At 68.1% G+C, this 21221-nt stretch carries 26 protein-coding genes; 14 read left to right on the forward strand and 12 right to left on the reverse strand.

Annotation, left to right across the window (positions count from 1 at the left end; genetic code table 11):
* Positions 1-14 precede the first annotated feature (14 nt).
* The gene (locus GFK26_RS22305) at positions 15-539 is read left to right on the forward strand and encodes a phosphoribosyltransferase (RefSeq protein ID WP_153283910.1); all 525 of its coding nucleotides are present in this window, start codon (positions 15-17) and stop codon (positions 537-539) included.
* A gap of 31 nt (positions 540-570) precedes the next feature.
* Here GFK26_RS22305 and GFK26_RS22310 read toward each other — a convergent pair whose 3' ends face one another.
* The 3 genes from GFK26_RS22310 to GFK26_RS22320 all read right to left on the reverse strand — a co-directional run bounded on the left by GFK26_RS22310 (position 571) and on the right by GFK26_RS22320 (position 2826).
* A complete protein-coding gene (locus tag GFK26_RS22310; protein ID WP_153283911.1) occupies positions 571-1035 on the reverse strand; it encodes a VOC family protein in 465 nt (154 codons plus the stop codon).
* Positions 1036-1110: 75 nt separating this feature from the next.
* Positions 1111-1992 carry a helix-turn-helix domain-containing protein gene (locus GFK26_RS22315; protein ID WP_153283912.1) on the reverse strand — a complete coding sequence of 294 codons (882 nt, stop codon included), beginning with the start codon at positions 1990-1992 and terminating at the stop codon, positions 1111-1113.
* Positions 1993-2070: 78 nt separating this feature from the next.
* Complete coding sequence (locus tag GFK26_RS22320) at positions 2071-2826, reverse strand: M48 family metallopeptidase (protein WP_153283913.1); 756 nt, start codon at positions 2824-2826, stop codon at positions 2071-2073.
* A 134-nt stretch (positions 2827-2960) separates the two neighbouring features.
* Here GFK26_RS22320 and GFK26_RS22325 point away from each other — a divergent pair, with 134 nt between their 5' ends.
* Together GFK26_RS22325 and GFK26_RS22330 are read left to right on the forward strand one after the other, a co-directional pair.
* The gene (locus tag GFK26_RS22325; RefSeq protein WP_153283914.1) at positions 2961-4154 is read left to right on the forward strand and encodes a PLP-dependent transferase; all 1194 of its coding nucleotides are present in this window, start codon (positions 2961-2963) and stop codon (positions 4152-4154) included.
* Between the two features lie 104 nt (positions 4155-4258).
* A complete protein-coding gene (locus GFK26_RS22330; protein ID WP_055796387.1) occupies positions 4259-4462 on the forward strand; it encodes a hypothetical protein in 204 nt (67 codons plus the stop codon).
* 96 nt (positions 4463-4558) lie between these two features.
* Here GFK26_RS22330 and GFK26_RS22335 read toward each other — a convergent pair whose 3' ends face one another.
* Positions 4559-5194 carry an arylesterase gene (locus GFK26_RS22335; protein WP_228121743.1) on the reverse strand — a complete coding sequence of 212 codons (636 nt, stop codon included), beginning with the start codon at positions 5192-5194 and terminating at the stop codon, positions 4559-4561.
* A gap of 36 nt (positions 5195-5230) precedes the next feature.
* Here GFK26_RS22335 and GFK26_RS22340 point away from each other — a divergent pair, with 36 nt between their 5' ends.
* From GFK26_RS22340 to rlmB, 4 genes are read left to right on the forward strand one after another with little or no spacing between them, the layout of a single operon-like run.
* On the forward strand, positions 5231-5953 hold the full coding sequence (locus GFK26_RS22340; protein ID WP_062480734.1) for an ABC transporter ATP-binding protein: 723 nt from the start codon (positions 5231-5233) through the stop codon (positions 5951-5953).
* A 58-nt stretch (positions 5954-6011) separates the two neighbouring features.
* Positions 6012-6533, forward strand: a complete 522-nt coding sequence (locus tag GFK26_RS22345) for a ribosomal protein L7/L12 (protein WP_153283915.1) — start codon at positions 6012-6014, stop codon at positions 6531-6533.
* A 4-nt stretch (positions 6534-6537) separates the two neighbouring features.
* A complete protein-coding gene (locus tag GFK26_RS22350) occupies positions 6538-7527 on the forward strand; it encodes a hypothetical protein (protein WP_153283916.1) in 990 nt (329 codons plus the stop codon).
* A gap of 33 nt (positions 7528-7560) precedes the next feature.
* Positions 7561-8307, forward strand: a complete 747-nt coding sequence (gene rlmB, locus GFK26_RS22355) for a 23S rRNA (guanosine(2251)-2'-O)-methyltransferase RlmB (protein ID WP_153283917.1) — start codon at positions 7561-7563, stop codon at positions 8305-8307.
* Between the two features lie 14 nt (positions 8308-8321).
* Here the strand turns inward: rlmB and GFK26_RS22360 are convergent, their stop codons facing one another.
* The 3 genes from GFK26_RS22360 to GFK26_RS22365 form a co-directional block, all read right to left on the reverse strand.
* Positions 8322-9449, reverse strand: coding sequence for an NAD(P)/FAD-dependent oxidoreductase (locus GFK26_RS22360; RefSeq protein WP_322745813.1), 1128 nt, complete (start codon positions 9447-9449; stop codon positions 8322-8324).
* 202 nt (positions 9450-9651) lie between these two features.
* A complete protein-coding gene (locus tag GFK26_RS34045) occupies positions 9652-9822 on the reverse strand; it encodes a hypothetical protein (RefSeq protein WP_167395039.1) in 171 nt (56 codons plus the stop codon).
* A 109-nt stretch (positions 9823-9931) separates the two neighbouring features.
* On the reverse strand, positions 9932-10531 hold the full coding sequence (locus tag GFK26_RS22365; protein ID WP_153283919.1) for a helix-turn-helix domain-containing protein: 600 nt from the start codon (positions 10529-10531) through the stop codon (positions 9932-9934).
* Positions 10532-10573: 42 nt separating this feature from the next.
* Between GFK26_RS22365 and GFK26_RS22370 the strand changes: the two genes are divergently transcribed.
* Positions 10574-11095: a GNAT family N-acetyltransferase gene (locus tag GFK26_RS22370; protein WP_153283920.1), complete on the forward strand. Its 522-nt coding sequence runs from the start codon at positions 10574-10576 to the stop codon at positions 11093-11095.
* A gap of 7 nt (positions 11096-11102) precedes the next feature.
* Here GFK26_RS22370 and GFK26_RS22375 read toward each other — a convergent pair whose 3' ends face one another.
* Genes GFK26_RS22375 through GFK26_RS22385 form a run of 3 tightly spaced genes read right to left on the reverse strand, consistent with a single transcriptional unit; the run spans position 11103 to position 13307 of the window.
* Complete coding sequence (locus GFK26_RS22375; protein WP_101490084.1) at positions 11103-12068, reverse strand: aldo/keto reductase; 966 nt, start codon at positions 12066-12068, stop codon at positions 11103-11105.
* Positions 12069-12114: 46 nt separating this feature from the next.
* A complete protein-coding gene (locus GFK26_RS22380) occupies positions 12115-12714 on the reverse strand; it encodes a chromate transporter (protein WP_153283921.1) in 600 nt (199 codons plus the stop codon).
* The gene (locus GFK26_RS22385; protein WP_153283922.1) at positions 12711-13307 is read right to left on the reverse strand and encodes a chromate transporter; all 597 of its coding nucleotides are present in this window, start codon (positions 13305-13307) and stop codon (positions 12711-12713) included. Before GFK26_RS22385 ends, GFK26_RS22380 begins: the two co-directional genes overlap by 4 nt.
* Before the next feature lie 81 nt (positions 13308-13388).
* Here GFK26_RS22385 and GFK26_RS22390 point away from each other — a divergent pair, with 81 nt between their 5' ends.
* Positions 13389-14318: a YihY/virulence factor BrkB family protein gene (locus GFK26_RS22390; RefSeq protein WP_194273937.1), complete on the forward strand. Its 930-nt coding sequence runs from the start codon at positions 13389-13391 to the stop codon at positions 14316-14318.
* Here the strand turns inward: GFK26_RS22390 and GFK26_RS22395 are convergent.
* On the reverse strand, positions 14315-14869 hold the full coding sequence (locus GFK26_RS22395) for a DUF924 family protein (protein WP_153283923.1): 555 nt from the start codon (positions 14867-14869) through the stop codon (positions 14315-14317). The two genes, GFK26_RS22390 and GFK26_RS22395, sit on opposite strands and share 4 nt — an antisense overlap.
* A 105-nt stretch (positions 14870-14974) precedes the next feature.
* Between GFK26_RS22395 and GFK26_RS22400 the strand changes: the two genes are divergently transcribed.
* The 3 genes from GFK26_RS22400 (at position 14975) to GFK26_RS22410 (ending at position 17600) form a co-directional block, all read left to right on the forward strand.
* A complete protein-coding gene (locus tag GFK26_RS22400) occupies positions 14975-15427 on the forward strand; it encodes a CHRD domain-containing protein (protein WP_153283924.1) in 453 nt (150 codons plus the stop codon).
* Positions 15428-15505: 78 nt separating this feature from the next.
* Positions 15506-16744, forward strand: coding sequence for a patatin-like phospholipase family protein (locus GFK26_RS22405; RefSeq protein WP_153283925.1), 1239 nt, complete (start codon positions 15506-15508; stop codon positions 16742-16744).
* A 73-nt stretch (positions 16745-16817) separates the two neighbouring features.
* Positions 16818-17600: a 3-hydroxybutyrate dehydrogenase gene (locus GFK26_RS22410; protein WP_153283926.1), complete on the forward strand. Its 783-nt coding sequence runs from the start codon at positions 16818-16820 to the stop codon at positions 17598-17600.
* 123 nt (positions 17601-17723) lie between these two features.
* On the opposite strand, the gene GFK26_RS22415 is transcribed toward GFK26_RS22410, so the two are convergent.
* On the reverse strand, positions 17724-18680 hold the full coding sequence (locus GFK26_RS22415; RefSeq protein WP_153283927.1) for a bifunctional helix-turn-helix transcriptional regulator/GNAT family N-acetyltransferase: 957 nt from the start codon (positions 18678-18680) through the stop codon (positions 17724-17726).
* Between GFK26_RS22415 and GFK26_RS34050 the strand changes: the two genes are divergently transcribed.
* Both GFK26_RS34050 and GFK26_RS22420 read left to right on the forward strand, forming a co-directional pair.
* Positions 18664-18825: a hypothetical protein gene (locus GFK26_RS34050; RefSeq protein WP_194274166.1), complete on the forward strand. Its 162-nt coding sequence runs from the start codon at positions 18664-18666 to the stop codon at positions 18823-18825. The two genes, GFK26_RS22415 and GFK26_RS34050, sit on opposite strands and share 17 nt — an antisense overlap.
* On the forward strand, positions 18822-21212 hold the full coding sequence (locus tag GFK26_RS22420) for a YgiQ family radical SAM protein (protein ID WP_153283928.1): 2391 nt from the start codon (positions 18822-18824) through the stop codon (positions 21210-21212). The genes GFK26_RS34050 and GFK26_RS22420 overlap by 4 nt, the downstream gene beginning before the upstream one ends.
* Positions 21213-21221 lie beyond the last annotated feature (9 nt).

Below are 21221 nucleotides of genomic sequence, written 5' to 3' on the forward strand. Positions count from 1 at the left end.
GAACGAACCAGACCATGTTGACCGAAGACGGCAAGCATCTCTACGTCAGCTACGACGAGTACCACAACCTGATCGAGAAGCTCGCGATCAAGGTGCACCAGTCGGGCTGGGAGTTCGACACCATCCTGTGCCTGGCGCGCGGCGGCATGCGTCCGGGCGATGTGCTCTCGCGCATCTTCGACAAGCCGCTGGCGATCATGTCGACCAGCTCCTACCGCGCCGACGCCGGCACGGTTCAGGGCCATCTCGACATCGCCCGCTTCATCACGACCCCCAAGGGCGAGATCGCCGGCAAGGTGCTGCTGGTGGACGACCTGGCCGATTCGGGCCACACGCTGCACGCCGTGATGGACATGCTGCGCAACAACTACCAGCCGATCACCGAGCTGCGCAGTGCGGTCATCTGGACCAAGGCGTTGTCGACCTTCACGCCCGACTACTCGGTCGAGTTCCTGGCCACCAACCCGTGGATCCACCAGCCCTTCGAGGGCTACGACTCGCTCGGCGCCGAGAAGCTGATCGAGAAGTGGTCGGTCTGACGACCGGCCCTGGCACCACCGGCCGGCGCGCTCAGTTGCAGCTGCCGCCGCCGGGGGTGTCGAACATCGCGGTGTAGCGCCGCTGCATTTCCTCCGGCGTCACCTTCTCGATGCTGTGACCCACGTTCCACCGGTGACCGAACGGGTCGCGGAAGACGCCGGAACGCTCCCCATAAAACTGATCCTGCGGTGCCATGTCCAGCGTGGCCCCCGCGGCGACCGCGCGCGCGACCAGCGCGTCGGCGTCGTCCACGTGCAGGTGCAGCGTCACGGCGCTGCCGCCCAGCGCCTTGGGCGAGCGGATGTTGAACTCGGCGAACTCGTCCGAGATCATCAGGATCGCGCCGTTGTGAAAGTCGAGTTCGACGTGCCCGATGCGGCCGCTGGGCTCGGTCAGCCGAAAGATCTCCTTCACTTCAAACACGTGGCGATAGAAGTCGACAGCGGCGGCCGCGTTGTCGACGCAGAGGTACGGAAACAGCTCGTGGATGGCCATGGAAGGACCTGCCTTTCTTTCTTGAGTCGGGTGATGAAACGGGGGCCGTGGCGCCGATTCTGCGCAGCCCCGGCGCTAGCGTCTTGAAGGAATTTGACCTGCCGCACGGAGGGCCGGCACATGACGTGGCGAAGTCGCGCCTGTCTGCCGCCAAGCCTGCGGCGACAGGCCGGCCAGCGTGGAGAACTCGCGGCTCAGGTGCGCCTGGTCGCTGTAGCCTGCGGCGAACGCGATGTCGGCCCAGGCGCGCGCGGGATCGTCGGCGGCCAGCGCCAGCACACGGTCGAAGCGCATCACGCGGGCGTATTCCTTGGGCGCGAGCCCGATCGACGCACGGAACAGCGCAATGAAGCGCCGGTGGCTGTAGCCGCTGTGTGCCACGAGCGTGGCGATCGACGCGGGTGTGTCATGGGTCATCTGCCCGAGCGAGGCGGCCACGGCCGGGTGCAGGCCGCGCGGGCTGGTGCGGGGCAGGGCGACAGCGGCCAGGTGCTGTGTCAGCAAGGCTTCGAATACGTCCAATTGCCGGGCTGGGTCGTCACACGATGCATGCAACTGTTCAAGCGCATCGGCGGTCTGGCGCTCGCCCCACAGCGCGTCGAGCGGCGTGTGGCGGCCACTCAGCGCGTCTTCGGGCGCGCCCAGCAGCAGGCGGGCGGCACCGGGGTGCAATTGCGCGCCGACCGAGCGTGTCGCCACCGACACATCGCGCAGGTAGAAAGCGGCACGCGCGCCGCCGACGATCGCGTAGCCGACCGTGTGGCCGCGCAGGTCGCGGGTGTCGTCGAAGAGCCGCAGCGGCGGCCCTGAAAGCCGGAAGACGAGGTGCATGCCACCCGTGGGCAGCATGTGTTCGCGCGCGCCGGTGCGTGTTGGGGGTTCGCCCTCGGGCGCCGAGGCCCACAGCAGCCGCAGGAAGGGCCGCAAATGAGGGGACGGGGGCCGCGTCAGCTGCATGGCGCGACGGGCCCCGGAAAGGGCGGGCGGGTGACCATCGGCGCATTGTGCGCCGAGGCCCCGCTTCGCCCGGGCTGCTTACTTGCTCGTTGCGAGGCGCTTCTGGATGTTGGCTGCGCGGTCGCCGGAGGCCGGGTGCGAGCTGAGCATCGAGCTCTTGCCGCCGTCGAGCTTGGCCAGCTTCTGGAACGCGGTGACGAGGCCTTCGCGCTTGAGCTTCTGCGTGGTCAGCAGGTCGAAGGCGTAGTTGTCGGAGTCGGTTTCCTGCGATTGCGAGAACTGCGCGTTGACCAGCTTCTCGGCGAAGTCGCCGATCTGCGAGGACGACAGCTGCGTGATCGCCGCATTGCCGGTGGCGCCGGCGATGCCGCGCGCGGCCGACACGGCGTAGGCGGTCTGCATGGCCTTCTTGCTGTGGCCCAGGGCGACGTGGCCGATCTCGTGGCCGATGATGCCGCGCAGTTCGTCGTCGTTCATGAGGTCCATGAGGCCGCTGTAGACGCGGATGCAGCCGTTGCCCATGGCCCAGGCATTCACGTCCGTCGTGAGGTAGACCTTGTAGCTGGCGGGCTGGCCGCCGATGGTGGTCGGCAGGCCCTGGCGCACGCGCTCCAGGCGCTTGCTGTAGGCATCGGTCGCGGGGGCGACCTTGGAGCTCTTGTCGAGCTCGGCGCACGACTGGTTGGCCAGTGCCTGCACGTCGCCGTCGGTGAGCGACATGGCCTTGAAGGCGCTGCCGCCGGCGCCCGCGAGCGCGTTCGAATCCAGGTTCTTCATGCCGCCGCAGGCGGACAAGGCCGCAGCGGCCGTGAGGGTGATGAGCAGATGACGCATCGAGAAAATCCTCCCTTTATTTTCGGAGCCCGAACTCTATCCGCAATGCGCGGGTGATCCGGCCAAGGCCGTCGATATCGCACGGAGAATGTCACGACCGTTAAGGGTTCCTCGCGGGGCGCTAGCATCTGCACATGAGCAAGCCTTCCACGACCCTGATCCACCATCCCTACACGCCGCCGGCCACTTTCGCCGCGCCGCAGCCCGGCGTGTTCAAGGCCTCGACCGTGTTCTTCGCCGACGTCGCCGCCATGCGCGCGCGCGACTGGAAGACCAAGGCCGGCTACACCTACGGCCTGCACGGCACGCCCACCACCTTCACGCTCGAAGAACGCCTGGCCACGCTCGAAGGCGGCACCGAATGCCTGCTCGTGCCGAGCGGACTGGCCGCGATCTCGCTGGTCTCGTTCGCGTTCCTGAAAACCGGCGACGAGGTGCTGATTCCCGACAACGCCTACGGCCCCACCAAGGCGCTGGCCACCGGCGAGCTTGCGAACTTCGGCATCACGCACCGCCTGTACGACGCGATGAATCCGTCCGACCTGGAAGCCAAGCTCTCGCACCGCACGCGGCTGGTGTGGCTCGAGGCCGCCGGCTCGGTGACGATGGAGTTCCCCAATCTGCCGGCGCTCGCCGAGGTCTGCCGCGAGCGCGGCGTGATGACCGCGCTCGACAACACCTGGGGCGCAGGCCTGGCCTTCGCGCCCTTCGATTTCAACGGCACGGGGCAGGGCGTCGACGTGTCGGTGCATGCGCTCACCAAGTACCCGAGCGGTGGCGGCGACGTGCTCATGGGCAGTGTCGTCACGCGCGACGAGCGGCTGCATCGCGCGCTCAAGCTCACCCACATGCGCATGGGCTTCGGCATCGGCGTGGGCGACGTCGAAACGCTGCTGCGTTCGCTGCCGAGCATGGCGCTGCGCTACGGCGCACACGACCGCGCGGCGCGCGAGCTGGCCGGCTGGCTCAACGGCTGTGAAGAGATCGCGCAGGTGCTGCATCCTGCGCTCGAGGATTCGCCGGGCCATGCCAACTGGCGCGCGCTGTGCGGCGCCACCGACCTCGCCGCGGGCCTGTTCTCGGTGGTGTTCGACGAGCGCTTCAGCACCGAGCAGGTCGACCGCTTCTGCGACAGCCTCAAGCTCTTCCGCCTCGGCTATTCGTGGGGCGGCCCGATCAGCCTCGTCGTGCCCTACGACATCGGTTTGATGCGCGACGCCAGCGTCGCCCGCTGGCCGTACAAGGGCACCCTGGTGCGTTTCTCGGTCGGCCTGGAAGACGTGGACGACCTGCGTGCCGACCTGCAACAGGCATTGCTGCAGATGTAAGCAAAGCGCCGGGCCCGGGCCGTCGCCGGGCTGGGGGTGCACCGTTATCGCTTACAGTAGGCCGAATCGCAGTCACCCTGACTGCCTCGCCTGAAGGAAAAGCAGTGGCAACACCCAATTACGGCTACGAGAAGCGTCAGAAAGAGCTGGCCAAGAAGAAGAAGAAGGAAGAAAAGCTTCGAGAGAAGGCGAACCGCAAGCTCAGCCCGAGCAGCGACGGACTGGCGCCCGGAGATCCGGAGACCGACGTGGCATCGCTCGAGCGCGATCCCCCCACGGTGCCCGAGCTGCCGACCAAGAACGGGTGATTGCCCGTTTCCCGCACCCCCGGACATAGAAAAGCCGCAGCAGGCGAAGGCCTGCTGCGGCTTTTTCTTTGATCGCGCCAGACGCGATCAGGGCGGCTACTTGGGCAGCAGCTTGCGCAGCTCCGGCCAGACGTTGTCCAGGATCTGCGGCTGCGCCGCGGCGGTCGGGTGGATGCGATCGGCCTGGAACAGCGTCATGGCGTCGGGCGCATCGGCCACGCCCTTGAGCAGGAACGGCACCAGCGCCGACTTCGTCGTGCCCGCCACCTTCGCGAACACAGCCTCGAAGCGCCGCGTGTAGTCGCCGCCGTAGTTCGGGGGCACCTGAATGCCGACGATCAGCACCCGCGCGCCCGCGGCCTGCGCGGCCTTGGTGATCTGCAGCAGGTTGTCTTCGGTGTTCGAGAGCGGCAGGCCGCGCAGGGCGTCGTTGGCGCCGAGCTCCAGCACCACGTGGCTGGGCTTGTGCTGCGCCAGCAGGGCGGGGAAGCGGGCGCGCCCGCCGGAGCTGGTGTCGCCGCTGATGCTGGCGTTGACCACCGAGGCTGCGATCTTCTGCTGCGCAAGCCTTTTTTCCAGCAAGGGTACCCAGCCTTCGCCGCGCTTGAGGCCGTACTCTGCGCTCAGCGAATCTCCGAGCACGAGGATCACCGGCTTGCCGGTCGATGCCGCCTGCGCCTGGGCCGCAGCACCCGTCCATGCCCCCGCGCTGCCGAGCGCGGCGGTGGTCAAGATAAAGTCACGTCGATTCAAAACGAAAAGCCTTTCATGTCCCAACCTCCGTCTGATGCCATTGTCGCCGTCGAGCATGTCTTCAAGTCCGTCACCGACTCGGCCGGCACGCTGGACATTCTGCAGGACATCCATTTCACCCTGGGCGCGCGGGAAACCGCCGCCATCGTCGGCGCCTCGGGCTCCGGCAAGAGCACCTTGCTGTCGATCATTGCCGGACTCGACACGCCCACGCGCGGCACCGTGAAGCTTGCGGGCGACGACATCTTCGCCATCGACGAGGACGAGCGCGCCGCGCTGCGCGCCCAGCGTGTGGGCTTCGTGTTCCAGAGCTTCCAGTTGCTGGGCAACCTGAGCGCCCTCGAAAACGTCATGCTGCCGCTGGAACTGGCCAACCGCAAGGACGCGCGCAAGGCCGCCACCGAGATGCTGGGCCGCGTCGGCCTGGGCCAGCGCCTGGGCCACTACCCCAAGGTGCTGTCGGGCGGCGAGCAGCAGCGCGTGGCGCTGGCGCGGGCCTTCGTGGTCCAGCCGGCCCTGCTGCTGGCCGACGAGCCCACCGGCAGCCTCGACTTCGCGACCGGCGAGCAGGTCATGAAGCTGATGTTCGACCTGAACCGCGAACTGGGAACCACGCTGGTGCTGGTCACGCACGACCGCAGCATCGCCTCGCAGTGCGAGCGGCGCATCACCATCGAGGCCGGGCGCGTGGCGCTCAACGAAAAGACACCGGAATCGACCGTCGCCCAGGCCGCCTGAGTCCGTAGAAAGACAGCGCCCGGCTCCCGCGGCGCTCCCCTGAACACGAGGAGAGTTCATGACCCAGCTTCCCCCCGAAGCCATTGCCGCGCTGGAGCGCGGCAACCTGATCGAGGCCATCAAGATCGTGCGCGATCGCACCGGCATGGACCTCAAGTCGTCCAAGGAAGCCGTCGAGCGCTATGCCAACAGTGGCGCGCTCATCACCGGCGCGCCGGCCGATTGGCAGGAAGGCGACTGGGGCCGGGGCGAGGCGGCCGCCGAGACGGGCAACGGCATGCAGGGCAACGGCCCCGCCGCGGTGCCGGCGGCCGCACTCGCAGCCCTGGCGCGGGGCCAGAAGGTCGAGGCCGTGCGCCTCACGCGCGAGGCCACCGGCCTGGGCTTGGCCGAGGCCAAGCAACTCGTCGAGGCGCACCAGAACCCTGCCGTGGGCGACTTCGGGCACCTGCCGTCGAGCGCGGCGGTGAACCCGATGGCCGAGCCGGGCCGGGTGACGGGCGGCGGCTTCAAGTGGCTGCCGGTCATCGTCGTGCTGCTGATCGCGGCCGCGGCGTGGTCGTATTTCAAGGGCGCCTGAGCGCATGATCGTTCCCCAGTTCTGGGCCGAAGGCCGCATCCAGGAGCGTGTGGGCAGCCAGCAGTTCACCGTGCGCCGTTTCGGTTGGTCCGACGACAGCCCGTTGGCCGCACAGGCCCATGCCGACCAGCGCACCCGCGAGGCGTTCGACCGCATCGTGGTGGGCGGCGAAAAACTGGAGCGCCGCGAGCGCAAGCTGGCCTACAACGGCGCCAACGGCATGCCGATCCGCGAGGAGATCGTCGAACGCCAGGGCGACACCGTCGTCACCCGCAACGGCTACGGCGCGCGCTGCCTCAACACGCCCGACGTGCTGTTCGTCGATGTCGACTTCGAGGGCCCAGGCTCACGCGGCAGCGCACGCGGGTTGACGGTGATCGGCGCGGCATTCATCGGTGCGCTGGTCGCGGGCTACGCCACGCGCTCGGCGATGGCCGGCGTGGCCGCCTTCATGCTGGTGGCGGCCTTCGGCTTCTGGCGCGCCCACAAAGAGGGTCTGCCCGCGGTCGAGGACAAGAGCGATCCGCTGGCGGGTGCCCGTGCGCGTGTCGAGCGCTTCATCCACCAGCATCCCGACTGGCACCTGCGCCTGTACCGCACGCCGGCCGGCCTGCGCGTGCTGGCGATGCACGATGTCTTCGCACCGTCCGACGCCGCCGTGACCGACGCGTTCCAGACGCTGGGCGCCGACAAGGTCTACGCGCGCATGTGCCGCAACCAGAACTGCTTTCGCGCCCGCCTGAGCGCCAAGCCCTGGCGTGTGGGCATCGGCGAGCACCTGAAGCCTCAGCCGGGCGTCTGGCCGGTGTCGCCCGACCGGCTGCCCGCCCGCGATGCCTGGGTGGCGCGCTACGAAAAGGCCGCCGAGGGGTATGCCGCCTGCCAGTACCTGGGGAGCGTGGGCAACACGCTGAAGGTGCACATGAACGCCCTGGTGGTGCAGGAACTGCACGACGAACGCACCCGCGCGAACAGCGGATTGCCGCTGGCGTGAGGGTGAAGGCGTCGCGCCCTTGATAATCGGGGGATGTCTTCCCCTAAAGTGATCTTCGGCTTCCATGCCGTGGGCGTGCGCATCAAGACCGCGCCGAAATCGGTGCTCGAGGTTCTGTTCGATGCCAGCCGGCGCGATGCGCGCATGAAACAGTTCATCGCGCGCGCGCAAGAAGCCGGCGTGCGGCTGGTCGAGGCCGACAGCCTGCGCATTGCCAAGCTGGCCGGCAGCCACGGCCACCAAGGCGTGGCGGCGCGGGTCGAACCCACCGCGCAAATCCATTCGCTCGACGAACTGCTCGAAGGCCTCGAAGAGGCCGGCACCGTGCCGCTGCTGCTGGTGCTCGACGGCGTGACCGACCCGCACAACCTCGGTGCCTGCCTGCGCGTGGCCGACGGTGCCGGGGCCCATGCGGTGATCGCGCCCAAGGACCATGCGGCCGGCATCAACGCCACCGTCGCCAAGGTGGCGAGCGGCGCGGCCGAGACCGTGCCGTACTTCATGGTGACCAACCTCGCGCGCACGCTCAACGAGCTCAAGGAACGCAGCATCTGGTGCGTGGGCACCAGCGACGACGCACCGGGCACCATCTACCAGAGCGACTTCAAGCGCCCGCTGGCGCTGGTGCTGGGCGCCGAGGGCGAGGGCATGCGCCAGCTCACGCGCAAGACCTGCGACGAACTCGTCAGCATCCCGATGGCCGGCGCGGTCGAGAGCCTGAACGTGTCGGTGGCCAGCGGCGTGTGCCTCTACGAGGCCATGCGCCAGCGCGGCCTCTGAGCCTCACCTGAGGGCTAGCGGGCCAGCGCCCCGCGGCCCTTGCGGTGGAAGTACACCAGCTCCGCCGCACGCCGCATCGGCGCCGTGCCGAGCAGGCGATTGAACATCCAGTCGCTCTGGAAGTGGTCGAAGGCCCAGCGCAACGTGCGCTTCATCAGGAAACGCGGGTAGCCGCGCACGAACCACGTGGCGGGGTCGTCCACCTCGCCGCGCACGAAGCGCGCCACGGCCTCGCCGGCACGCTCTCCGTGCTGCAGCGCCGTGTGGATGCCGCCGGCCGTCACGGGCGACACCATGCCCGCCGCATCGCCCACCAGCAACGCCCGTTCGCGGGCCACCACCGGCAGCACGCCGCCGCAGGGAATCATTCCGGCGCGCACGGCGACCGGTGGCGCGTCGCCGGGCGACACCACGGGGGCGATCTTGCGCAAGAGCGGGTCGAGCCGCAGCGCGCCCGTGTCGTGGTGCCCCATGCGGCGCGCCAGGCCGATCTGGCTCACGCCGACGCCGTCGAGCGCCCAGCCGATGTAGCCCGGTGCCAGTTGTTTGTCGATGAAGCAGTGCAGCAGGTCGGGCGCCATGCGCGCGCCCTGGTACTCGTGCTCCACGCCGTACAGGAAGCGCGTGTTGCGCGACAGGCCCAGCGCCTTGGCGACGCGCGAATGCGGGCCGTCGGCGCCGACGAGGTAGGTCGCGCGGATGCACGGGCCCTGCGCCACCGGAACCTCCCAGCGGCCGTTCACCCAGAGCGCCTGCTCGAACAGCGTGCCCAGGCGCACCTCGACGCCGCAGGCCCGGGTGGAGTCCACCATCCAGTCGAGCAGCGCGGGCGCGTCGGTGGCCCAGAACCAGTAGCCGGGCGCGTGCAGGTCGACGTGGTGCATGTCGGGTGCGTACAGCCGCACGCCTTCGATGCGGCGCACCAGCGCGGGCGGCACTTCGGCCAGCCATGGCACGCTGTCGACCGCATCCTTGACGATGATGCCGGTGGTGTGCAGCTTGGCGCCGGCGGCGGCTTTCTTCTCGAGCACCATCACGCTGAGGCCGGCCTTGGCAGCGGCGCGTGCGCAGGCCAGCCCGGCAAAGCTCGCGCCGATGACGAGCAGGTCGACCTGGGTGCAGGCCAGACCGGGGTCGGTCACGAAAGCCGGAGCGGGGCAGGGCGCGGCCGACGAGGAAGAAGAGGCTGGGGTGAGTGGGGAAAGGAGACAGGAAGAAGCGGCGTGCATGGGAAGCTGACTTGCAAAGCGCACCACGGGGTGTGGTGCGCCTGCGAAGTTAGCGACGCCATGTGCGTCGGGCGTGAAGCCTGTGTGAACTGATCTGTGAAGCCGGCGGGCTCGTTCAGGACGGGTCTTTGCTGCGCGTGCGGGCCACGGCGCTGAAGACGCCGATGCCCAGCAGGATCAGCGCACCGATGCCGATGTAGAGCGTAGGCACGCCGGCCACCGAGGCGCCCCAGGCGACCCCGGCCAGGAAGATCAGAAAGCCGATCATGTAAAGCGCAAAGGACATCGTGTGGCTCCGTTAGCTGAGATGCCTTGCAGTATCCCGACGCGCCCTGCTGTCCCAACCGGCCTGCACCGTCTCTGCGTGTGGGAGCTTGCCTACCGCGCGGGTACGGTCAATCGGGCACGGCGACCAGCAGGTAGCGGCAGGCGGCGCGCCTGAGCGCCTTGAAGACCAGCGGCCGGTCGACGCCGAAGTCGAGGCAGTCGCCCGGGGCCAGTTCGAAGCGCTCTTCGCCGTAGTCGACCTGCAGCGCGCCTTCGAGCATCCACAGGCTCTGCCGGTACGGCGTGCCGCTCCACCGCGGATAGCCGACCTGCGCACCGCGCGGCAGCTCGACCTCGACCAGCTCCACGCCGCTGCCCGCGCTGCGCTCGGCGACCTGCCGGCGCAAATAACCTGCCTCGGGGTCGCGCCAGACCTCTTGCATGGCCCGCGTGCGCAGCCGCTGCGGCTGCGCCTTGTCCTCGGTCAGAAGCTGCGCCAGCGAAACCCCGAGGCCGGCGGCGAGCTTTCCCAGCAGCACGGCCGTCGGGCTGCTCTGCGCGCGCTCGACCTTGGAGATCATCGCCTTGCTCACGCCCGACAACCCGGCCAGGTCCGCGAGGCTGAGCCCCTGGGCCTGGCGCAGCGCCAGCAGCCGGGTGGCGATGAGCGCGTCGATGTGGCCATCGGCCGGCGCTGTCGACGGGGTGGAAGGTGAAGTGTTTCCCATATGAGATTATTATTCTCTTATATTGAACGACAGAGAAACACCATGCGTCTCATCGCCTGCACCGAAGAAGCCCATTCAGGCGCCATCCTGGCGATCCTGAACGAGGCCATCGTCAATTCCACCGCGCTGTACGACTACAAGCCGCGCACGCCCGAGAACATGGTGACGTGGTTCGCCACCAAGCGCGCCAACGGGTTCCCGGTGATCGGCGCGGAAGACGAGCACGGCAAGCTGCTGGGCTTTGCCAGCTACGGCACGTTCCGCGCCTTCCCGGCCTACAAGTACACGGTCGAGCACTCGGTGTACGTCGATGCCGCGCACCGCGGCGAGGGACTGGGCCGCACCTTGATGGAGGCGATCGTGGCCGAGGCGATTGCGCGCGAGGTGCACGTGATGGTCGGCGCCATCGACGCATCGAACGCCGGCAGCATCGCGCTGCACGAGCGCCTGGGCTTCACGCATTCGGGCACCGTGCAGCAGGCCGGCTTCAAGTTCGGCCGCTGGCTCGACGTGGCGTTCTACCAGCGCATCCTGGCGACGCCGCTGAACCCGGTCGACGGCTAGCCGAGGCTCAGGCCGGCGTCTCGGCGCTGGCGCGGTCGAGCATGTCGATGGTGCCCGCGTCCAGCTTGAGCTGCGTGGCCACCACCAGCTCTTCGAGCTGCGCCAGCGAGGTCGCGCTGGCGATGGGCGCCGTCACGCCGGGCCGTGCGATCTGCCACGCAATGGCGACCTGGCCCGGCTTGGCGTTGTACTGCTGAGCCACCTTGTCGAGTGCGTCGAGGATGCGCAGGCCGCGCGGGTTCAGGTATTTCTTGGTGGTGTTGGCGCCGCGCGCGCTCTTGGCCGCATCGGCCTCGGTGCGGTACTTGCCGGTGAGAAAGCCCGCCGCCAGCGCGTAGAAATTGATCACGCCCACTTCGCGCTTGATGCACAGCGGCTCGAGTTCGTCTTCGAACACCGCGCGGTCGTACAGGTTGTACAGCGGCTGCAGGCTTTCGTAGCGCGCGATGCCCAGGCGTTCCGACACGTCGAGCGCCTCGGCCAGCCGCGGTGCCGTGTAGTTCGAGGCGCCGATGGCGCGCACCTTGCCCTCCTTGATGAGCGCGTCGAAGGTGCCCAGCGTGTCTTCGAGCGGCGTGTTCGCGTCGTCGTCGTGCGACTGGTACAGGTCGATGTAGTCGGTCTGCAGGCGCTTGAGCGAGGCGTCGACGGCCTCGCGGATGTACGCGGGCGACAGGCCCACCTTGCCTTCGCCCATTGGCTTGCCGACCTTGGTGGCCAGCACCACGCGGTTGCGTTTGCCGCTCTGCTTGAGCCACTTGCCGATGATCGTCTCCGATTCGCCGCCCACATGGCCCGGCACCCAGGCCGAGTAGACGTCGGCGGTGTCGACGAAGTTGAAACCGGCGTCGAGCCAGGCATCGAGCAGCTTGAACGAGGCCGCCTCGTCGACGGTCCAGCCGAACACGTTGCCACCGAAAGCGAGGGGAGACACCCGAAGGCTGGAACGGCCGAGCGGACGAAGTTGCGACATGGCAGAGGGCTCCTGAAAGAAAAAAGTGTGCAGAAGGGAAAGGTGTTCAGACGAAGCCTACCGCGCCCAGCGCCGCGCCGCAGCCCAGCAGCCACAGCAGGTGGATGCGCGTGCGCCACACCACCAGCGCGGCCACGCCGCTGAGCAGCCACAGGTGCCAGGCCGGCACGCCGGGCGACTGGTTGCCGCCGGCCAGCACCCAGCCGGTGGCGATGAGCAGACCGACCACCACGGGCGCCATGCCCTGCTTGAAGGCGCGCACCTCGCGGCGCGTGCGGTTGCGGTGGCCCCAGCGCGTGGCGAAATAGGTGAGGGTGGTGCTCGGCAGCATGATGCCGACCATCGTGACCATCAGGCCGAAAAAGCCGAGCAGCCAGGCCACGGGCCCGGCGCCGATGCCGCCGCCCGCGTTGAGTCCGACATTCCAGCCCATCAATGCGACGAACAGCACGTTGGGCCCCGGCGCGGCCTGGGCGATGGCGACCGACGAGGTGAACTGCGCCTCGGTGAGCCAGCCGTGCTGCGCCACGAGGTAGCGGTGCATGTCGGGCACCGTGGTGATCGCGCCGCTGATCGACAGCAGCGACAGCAGCAGGTACTGGCCGAAGAGGGCCAGCCAGTCGTGCCATTGCATCGCGATGGTCATGGGGAGATCTTCTTCCAGGTCCACACGCAGGCCACACCGCCCACGGCCAACAGCACCCACCCCAGCGGAATCTTCAACAGCGCGATGGCCGCGAACACCAGCGCCACGAACCCCAGGCAGGTCGCAAAGCCCAGCGGGTGCTTGCGCAGCTGCGGAATCAGCTTGATGCCCGTGGCCGCAATCAGCCCGCCCGACACCGCGCCCATGCCGCGCAGCGCGGCCGCCACCTGCGGGTTGGCGGCGTAGTGCGCGTAGAGCACGGCCAGCGCAAGGATCACAAACAGCGGCACCGTGAGCATGCCCGCCACCGCGGCGATGGCGCCGCGCAGGCCGAAGTAGCGGTCGCCGATCATCAGCGCGAGGTTGATCACGTTCGGCCCCGGCATCACCTGGGCCACGGCCCAGTCTTCGAGAAACTGGTCGGGCGTGAGCCACTTCTTCTTCTCGACCATCTCGCGCTGGACGATGGCGAGAACGCCGCCGAAGCCCTGCAGCGCGAGCCAGGTGAATGAAACAAAAAGGTCGCGTGGCGACGCGGGCTGCGGGTGCGGGTGGTCTGGCGGCGGGGCCGCGGCGGGTGCGGACGGGTGCATGTGCGAGCGATTATCGTAGGCAGCCTGTCAACATGCCGGGCGCCGCGCTGACAGACGCGGGGCCCACCCGAGGAACACTTCATGCTCATGCAACTACGCGCACTCTTCGATCTCTGCCGGCGCGCCTTCGCCTCCTGGTCGAACGACTACGCCCCGAGCATGGGCGCGGCGCTGGCCTACTACACCGTGTTCTCGATTGCACCGCTGCTGCTGATCGTGATCGCGGTGGCCGGCCTCGTCTTCGGTCAGGAGGCCGCGCGCGGCGAGATCTTCGCGCAGCTCTCGGGCCTCATGGGCGCGCAGGGCGCGGCGGCGGTGCAGGGCATGCTGCAGGCAGTCAACAAGCCGACCGAGGGCATCGTGGCCACGGTGGTCGGCATCGGCCTCCTGGTAGTGGGCGCGACCACCGTCTTCGGCGAACTGCAGGACGCGCTCGACCGCATCTGGCGCGCGCCCGCGCGCACGCAGAGCAAGGGCCTCTTCAATCTGCTGCGCGTGCGGCTGCTGTCGTTCAGCATGATCATGGGCATCGGCTTTTTGCTGATGGTGTCGCTGGTGGCGAGCGCCGCACTGGCCGCGCTGGGCAAGTGGTGGTCGCCGATGTTCGGTGCCTGGGCCACGCTGGCGCAGGTGGTGAACTTCGCCTTCAGCTTCGCGATGGTCACGGTGATCTTCGCGATGATCTACAAGATCATGCCGCGCGCCAGGGTGCAGTGGCGCGACGTGTGGGTGGGCGCGGCGGTGACGGCGCTGCTGTTCACCGTGGGCAAGCACCTCATCGGCCTGTACATCGGCAAGAGCAGCGTGGCTTCGGGCTACGGCGCGGCCGGCTCGCTGGTGGTGGTGCTGGTGTGGGTGTACTACTCGGCGCAGATCTTCCTGCTGGGCGCCGAGTTCACCTGGGTCTATGCGCGCACCTACGGCTCGATGAAGGACGCTGCGGCTGAGCCGGCAGGCCACGCGTCGCCGACGCGCGACGTGCCGCTGCCGGCGCATGCCGACACGCCCTAACCGGCGAAGCCGCCTTCGTCGAGAAACTTCTGCTCTTCCGGCGTGGACGTGCGCCCGAGCATCCGGTTGCGGTGCGGAAAGCGCCCGAAGCGCGCCACGATGTCGCGGTGCAGCACGGCAAAGCGCTGCGTGTTGGCGTCCTGCGTGGCGTTGAGCGCGACCGAGCGTTCCTGCTCGGCCAGCACCTCCGAGTGCATGAAAGGCAGGTAGAAGAAGCGCTGCATCAGGGCGTCGGCCTGCGTGTCGAAGCCGGCTTCGACGGCGCGGCGCGCCACGGCCAGCGCGAGGCCGTCGGTGGCGAGCATGTGCGGGTTCTGGCGCCAGGCGTTGCGCGGGAACTGGTCGAGCAGCACCAGCAAGGCCAAGGCGCCTTCGCCGGTGTCGGCCCAGTGGTCGAGCCGGCCGCTGGCCGCAGCCTGGTGGGCGGCGGCCAGGCGGTCGATGCAGGCGGCATCGAAGGCATCGCTTTTCGCGAACCAGCGCTCGGGTCCGGCATCGCGCCAGAAGGCGACCACGTCGTGTGCACAAGGGAGGGTGTCGTCGGAAATCATCGTTGCATTCTCTTGCACAGGCGTGCGAAGAAGGGGCGCTGACCGACAAGGCCGCAGGCCGCGTCTGCCTATGCTGAGTGCTTTCATCCTCAGGAGACCCCGACCATGAACAACAGCACTCGCACACTCTGGCGCACCACCCTCGTCGCGGGCCTGGCCGCCGTCGCGCTGGCCGGCTGCGGAATGATGTCGAAGTCGAACGTCGCGAGTTTCAGCGGCGCGATGAATGCGGCGAGCGAAGTGCCGCCCAACATGACGCGTGGCAGCGGCATGGCCGAGGCCTGGCTCAACCGCGACACCAACGTGCTCAAGTACAAGATCACCTACAACGGCCTGAGCGGCCCGGCCACGGCGGCCCACTTCCACGGGCCTGCCGCCGCGGGCGCGAATGCCGGCGTGGTGCTGCCCTTCGCGAATGCGGCCAGCCCGATCGAGGGCCAGGCCACGCTCACGCCGGCGCAGGCGGCAGATCTCGTGGCGGGCAAGTGGTACGCCAACATCCACACGGCGGCCAACCCGGCCGGCGAGATCCGCGGGCAGATGCTGCCGAAGATGTGAGATTCGCCCGGGGCTGAATGACGCAGCGAAAAGGCCCCTGGTCAGGTAGCTGTCGCGGGGCTGGTGTCCAATGACCGCATGACGACGACACCCAAGAAAAAGCCTCGCGCCGCCACCGCAGCTTCCTCTTCTTCTCCCGCTTCCTCCGCCGCACCACCCCATCCGTTCATCGCCCGCCGCGAAGGCATGCGCGCCGCCCGCAAGGCGCTGGTGCTGCAGGGCGGCGGTGCGCTCGGTGCGTACCAGGCGGGCGTGTATGCCGCGCTCAGCGAGACCGACCTGCAGCCGCACTGGATCGCGGGCGTGTCGATCGGCGCCATCAACGCCGCACTCATCGCCGGCAATGCGCCGGCGCAGCGGGTCGACCGGCTGCGCGAGTTCTGGCACCTCGTGTCTTCGGGGCCGGCGCAGCGCCTGCCGTCGTGGCTGGGCGACCGCGCCACGCAGAACCAGTGGAGCGCCACCATGGCCTCGCTGGTCGGCATTCCGGGCTTCTTCGAGCCGCGCTATTCGCCGGCCTTGCTGATGGGCGGTGCTGCGCCGCTGCTGAGCTACTACGACACCTCGCCGCTGAAGGCCACGCTGGAGCGGCTCATCGACTTCGACCGCATCAACGCCTGCGAGGCGCGCTTCAGCGTGGGCGCGGTCAACGTGCGCACGGGCAACTCGGTGTACTTCGACAACACGCGCCAGCGCATCGGCCCCGAGCACATCATGGCCAGCGGCGCATTGCCACCGGGCTTTGCGCCCGTGCACATCGACGGCGACGATTACTGGGACGGCGGCATCGTGTCGAACACGCCCCTGCAGTACGTGCTCGACACGCACCCGCGTTCCGAGGCGCTGGTGGTGCTGCAGGTCGACCTGTTCAACGCGCGCGGCGAAATGCCGCACACGCTGGCGGGCGTGATGGAGCGGCAGAAGGACATCACCTACTCGAGCCGCACGCGCATGAACACCGATGCGCTCGCGGCCAACATGAACCTGCAGCAGGCCATTGCCGACCTCATCGCCAAGCTGCCGCCGGGCCTGCGCAACGACCCGAGCGTGGTCGAGGTGCAGGCGCAGCTCACGCACGAGCCGATCGACATCTTTCACCTGATCTACCGCGACAAGTCGTACGAGCTGGAGTCGAAGGACTACGAGTTCTCGCGCGCCGCGGTGGAAGAGCACTGGGAATCGGGCGTGCGCGACATGGGCAAGACGCTCGCCCACCCCGAGACGCTGCGCGCCGACGCCACGGTGAACGGCGTGACCACCTTCGACCTCGGCGAGCCGGGCACCGGGCGTATCAAGCGGCCGGGGCTGTCGCGCTGAGGGAAGTCGACCGGGCGCTTGCCCGGTTCTTGCTCGCTTTTTTCCTATCCACCACTTCCAAGGACGCTTCACCATGCAACTCAAGGACAAGGTCGCCTACATCACCGGCTCGGCCAGCGGCATCGGCAAGGAAATCGCCGTGCTGTTCGCGCAGGAAGGCGCAAAGATCATCATTGCCGACCTCAACAAGGAAGCCGCCGACGCCACCGCCGCCGAACTGAAGGCGACGGGCGCGCAGGCCATCGGCGTGGGCGTCGACGTGACGAACGAGGACCAGGTCAATGCCTCGGTGGAAGAGGGCGCGAAAGCCTTCGGCGGCATCGACATTCTCATCAGCAATGCCGGCATCCAGATCGTGCATCCGGTCGAAGAGTTCAGTTTTGCCGACTGGAAGAAGATGCTCGCGATTCACCTCGACGGGGCGTTCCTCACCACCAAGGCCTGCCTCAAGCACATGTACGCGCAAGGCCGCGGCGGCAGCGTGATCTACATGGGCTCGGTGCACTCGAAGGAAGCCTCGCTGCTGAAGGCGCCCTACGTGACGGCCAAGCACGGCCTCATCGGGCTGTCCAAGACGGTCGCGAAAGAGGGCGCCAAGCACGGCGTGCGCGCCAACGTGATCTGCCCGGGCTTCGTGCGCACGCCGCTGGTCGAGAAGCAGATTCCCGAGCAGGCGAAAACGCTGGGCATCACCGAGGAGCAGGTCATCAAGAACGTGATGCTCAAGGAAACGGTCGATGGCGAATTCACCACGACGGACGACGTGGCGCGCGTCGCGCTGATGTTCGCGGCCTTCCCGACGAATGCGCTGACGGGCCAGTCGCTCGTGGTGAGCCACGGCTGGTTCATGCAATGAGTTTCTCCCTCCTCTGGGGAGGGCGGGGTGGGGCACGGCGGCGCTTGTTCAGGCGCGGCACTTGATCGAAGGCCTGCCCCCATCCCAACCTTCCCCCAGAGGGGGAAGGAGTAAGACCTCCGGCTACAGCTTCAACTCCCAGGTCTCTCCGACCAGCGGCTGCCCGTAGCCTTCGTGCGGTTCCGAATGCGTAAGCTGGAACCCGCGCTTGGCGTAGATGCTGCGCGCGGCCGTGAGGCAACTGTTGGTCCACAGCGTCATTTTCTTGTAGCCCTTGCGGCGCGCGAAGGCGATGCACTCGTCGACGAGGCGACCGCCCAGGCCCAGCCCGCGCGCGGCCGGCGTGAGGAGCAGCATGCGCAGCTGCGCCACGGTGGCCGACTTGCGCACCACGAAGATCGCGCCGACGCGCTCGCCGTTGAGCTCGGCGATCCAGCAGCGCTCCCACTCGGGCTGGAACTTGAGCAGGAACTCGCCCGCGATGCCCGCCACAAGCGCCTCGAAGCGCTGGTCCCAACCGTATTCGCGCGCATACAGTTCGCCATGCTGCTGCACCACCCAGCCGATGTCGCCGGGCGCCGGATCGCGCAGCACGGCGGCCTGGGTGCGGGCCGGCGGCGTGGCCGGATCGAGCAGCGACTGCACGGTGCCCATCGCCTGCACCAGCTGGTTTTGCTGCGCCGGCGGCAGCGCGGCGAGCAGGGCGGCGGCTTCGTCGCGCGATTTCTGTTGCAACGGCGCAAATGCCGCGTGGCCGGCCTCGGTCAGGCGCAGCACGCTCTGGCGCGCGTCGCGGGCGTGCGGCTCGCGCGTGAGCCAGCCCTGGGTTTCGAAGCGGCGCAGGATGCGGCTGAGGTAGCCGGCGTCGAAGCCCAGGTCGCGCCCGATCTCGCTGGCGACCGGGGTTTCGCGGTGCGCCAGCTCGTAGAGCACGCGCACGTCGGTCAGTGACATCTCGCTGCCGAGGTAGGGGTCGAGGGCGCCGATTCGACGCGTGTAGAAGCGGTTGAACTGGCGGATCGCCTTGACGGCGAGCGGATCGACGGGGCTGGCAGAAGCGGTCATGGTTGCCATTGTCATTTGGTTGATTGACTTTGGCAATCAAATGCCGACCTTGCCGATCGCGGGGCACTGCCTGCCGGAGGCGACAGGGATGATGGAAAACCCTAAAATCAAGGGTTGCCCTTCACGGCGCCACCGAAGCGCTGTTAACTCCCACCGATGAACGCCCCCGTCGACGTCTCCTTTTTCGCGCGTGCCGCCAAGCCGCTGACCAGCTACCGCAAGTACTGGGCAGCCCGTTTTGGCACGGCCAAGTTCCTGCCGACCTCGCGCAAGGAGATGGACGCGCTCGGCTGGGACAGCTGCGACATCATCGTGGTCACGGGCGACGCCTACGTCGACCACCCCAGCTTCGGCATGTCGGTCATCGGCCGCATGCTCGAGGCGCAGGGCTTCCGCGTGGGCATCATTGCGCAGCCCGACTGGCAAAGCGCCGAGCCCTTCAAGGTGCTGGGCAAACCGAACCTGTTCTTCGGCGTCACCGCCGGCAACATGGATTCGATGATCAACCGCTACACGGCGGACCGAAAGATCCGCAGCGACGACGCCTACACGCCCGGCGACATCGGCGGCTCGCGCCCCGACCGCGCGGCCATCGTGTATTCGCAGCGCTGCAAGGAAGCCTGGAACGACGTGCCGATCATCCTCGGCGGCATCGAAGGCTCGCTGCGCCGCATCGCGCACTACGACTACTGGTCGGACAAGGTGCGCCGTTCCATCGTTGTCGACGCCAAGTGCGACCTGCTGCTGTACGGCAACGCCGAGCGCGCCATCGTCGAGATCGCGCACCGCCTGGCCGCCAAGGAGCCGGTGCAGCAGATCACCGACGTGCGCGGCACGGCCTATGTGCGCCGTGAAACGCCCGAGGGCTGGTTCGAGATCAACTCGACCAGCGTGGATGAACCCGGCCGCGTCGAGGCGCACGTCAATCCGTACCTGATGGTGTCCGACCAGGCCAAGGCCAATGGCGCCACGTGCGCGAAGGAAGACGAGGCCGAAGCCGTCGCCAAGGCCGCCGAAGCCGCGGGCTCTGCCGCCGGCTCGGTCGTCAACCCGGCCATCAAGCCGCTGACCTTCGTGCCCAACCCCGCGCTGCAAGGCCGCGGAAAGATCAGCGTGCCGCCGCGCGACCGTTCGGTGATCCGCCTGCCTTCCTACGAGCAGGTGCGCAGCGACCCGGTGCTCTACGCCCACGCCAACCGCGTGCTGCACCTCGAGACCAACCCCGGCAACGCCCGCGCGCTCGTGCAGGCGCACGGCGAGGGCGCCACGGCGCGCGACGTGTGGATCAACCCGCCGCCCATTCCGCTCACCACGGCCGAGATGGACCACGTGTTCGACCTGCCGTACGCGCGCAGCCCGCATCCGCGCTATGCCGACGAGAACGGCAGCCACGACGGCGCGACAAAGATCCCTGCATGGGAAATGATCCGCTTCAGCGTGAACATCATGCGCGGCTGCTTCGGCGGCTGCACCTTCTGCTCGATCACCGAGCACGAGGGCCGCATCATCCAGAGCCGCTCGGAAGAATCGATCATCAAGGAGGTCGAGGCCATCCGTGACTCGGTCAGCGGCTTCACCGGCACCATCTCCGACCTCGGCGGCCCGACGGCCAACATGTACCGCCTCGGCTGCAAGAGCCCCGAGATCGAGTCGGCGTGCCGCAAGCCCAGCTGCGTGTACCCGGGCATCTGCCCGAACCTGGGCACCAACCACGATCCGCTCATCAAGATCTATCGCCGCGCGCGTGCGCTCAAGGGCATCAAGAAGATCCTGATCGGTTCCGGCCTGCGCTACGACCTGGCCGTGCAGTCGCCCGAGTACGTGAAGGAGCTGGTGCAGCACCACGTCGGCGGCTATCTGAAGATCGCGCCCGAGCACACTGAGCAGGGCCCGCTCACGAAGATGATGAAGCCCGGCATCGGCAGCTACGACAAGTTCAAGCAGATGTTCGAGAAGTACTCGGCCGAGGCGGGCAAGAAGCAGTACCTCATTCCGTACTTCATCGCCGCGCACCCGGGCACCAGCGACGAGGACATGATGAACCTCGCGATCTGGCTCAAGAAGAACGGCTTCCGCGCCGACCAGGTTCAAACCTTCTACCCGTCGCCCATGGCCACCGCGACGACGATGTACCACACCAACAAGAACCCGCTGCGCAAGATCACGCGCGAGAGCGAGACGGTGGACATCGTGCGCGGCGACAAGCGCCGCCGCCTGCACAAGGCGTTCCTGCGCTACCACGATGCCAACAACTGGCCGCTGCTGCGCGAAGCGCTGAAGAGCATGGGCCGCGCCGACCTCATCGGCAACGGCAAGCATCACTTGATCCCGACGTGGCAGCCGCTGACCGATGGCGGCTACACGAGTGCGCGTCGCAAGAATTCGACCTCTGCGCCGGTGGCCGCCAAGGCCGCTGCGCCAGTCAGGCTGACGCCCGTGAAGCCCTCGAAGGGCCGCATCCTCACGCAGCACACCGGCCTCCCGCCGCGCGACAACGGCAGCGGCGGCGGCAAGCCGCTCAACAAGCCTTCACGCAAGGTGCGTTGATGCGTTGAA

The sequence above is a fragment of the Variovorax paradoxus genome, from assembly GCF_009498455.1.
Taxonomy (GTDB): Bacteria; Pseudomonadota; Gammaproteobacteria; order Burkholderiales; family Burkholderiaceae_C; genus Variovorax; species Variovorax paradoxus_H.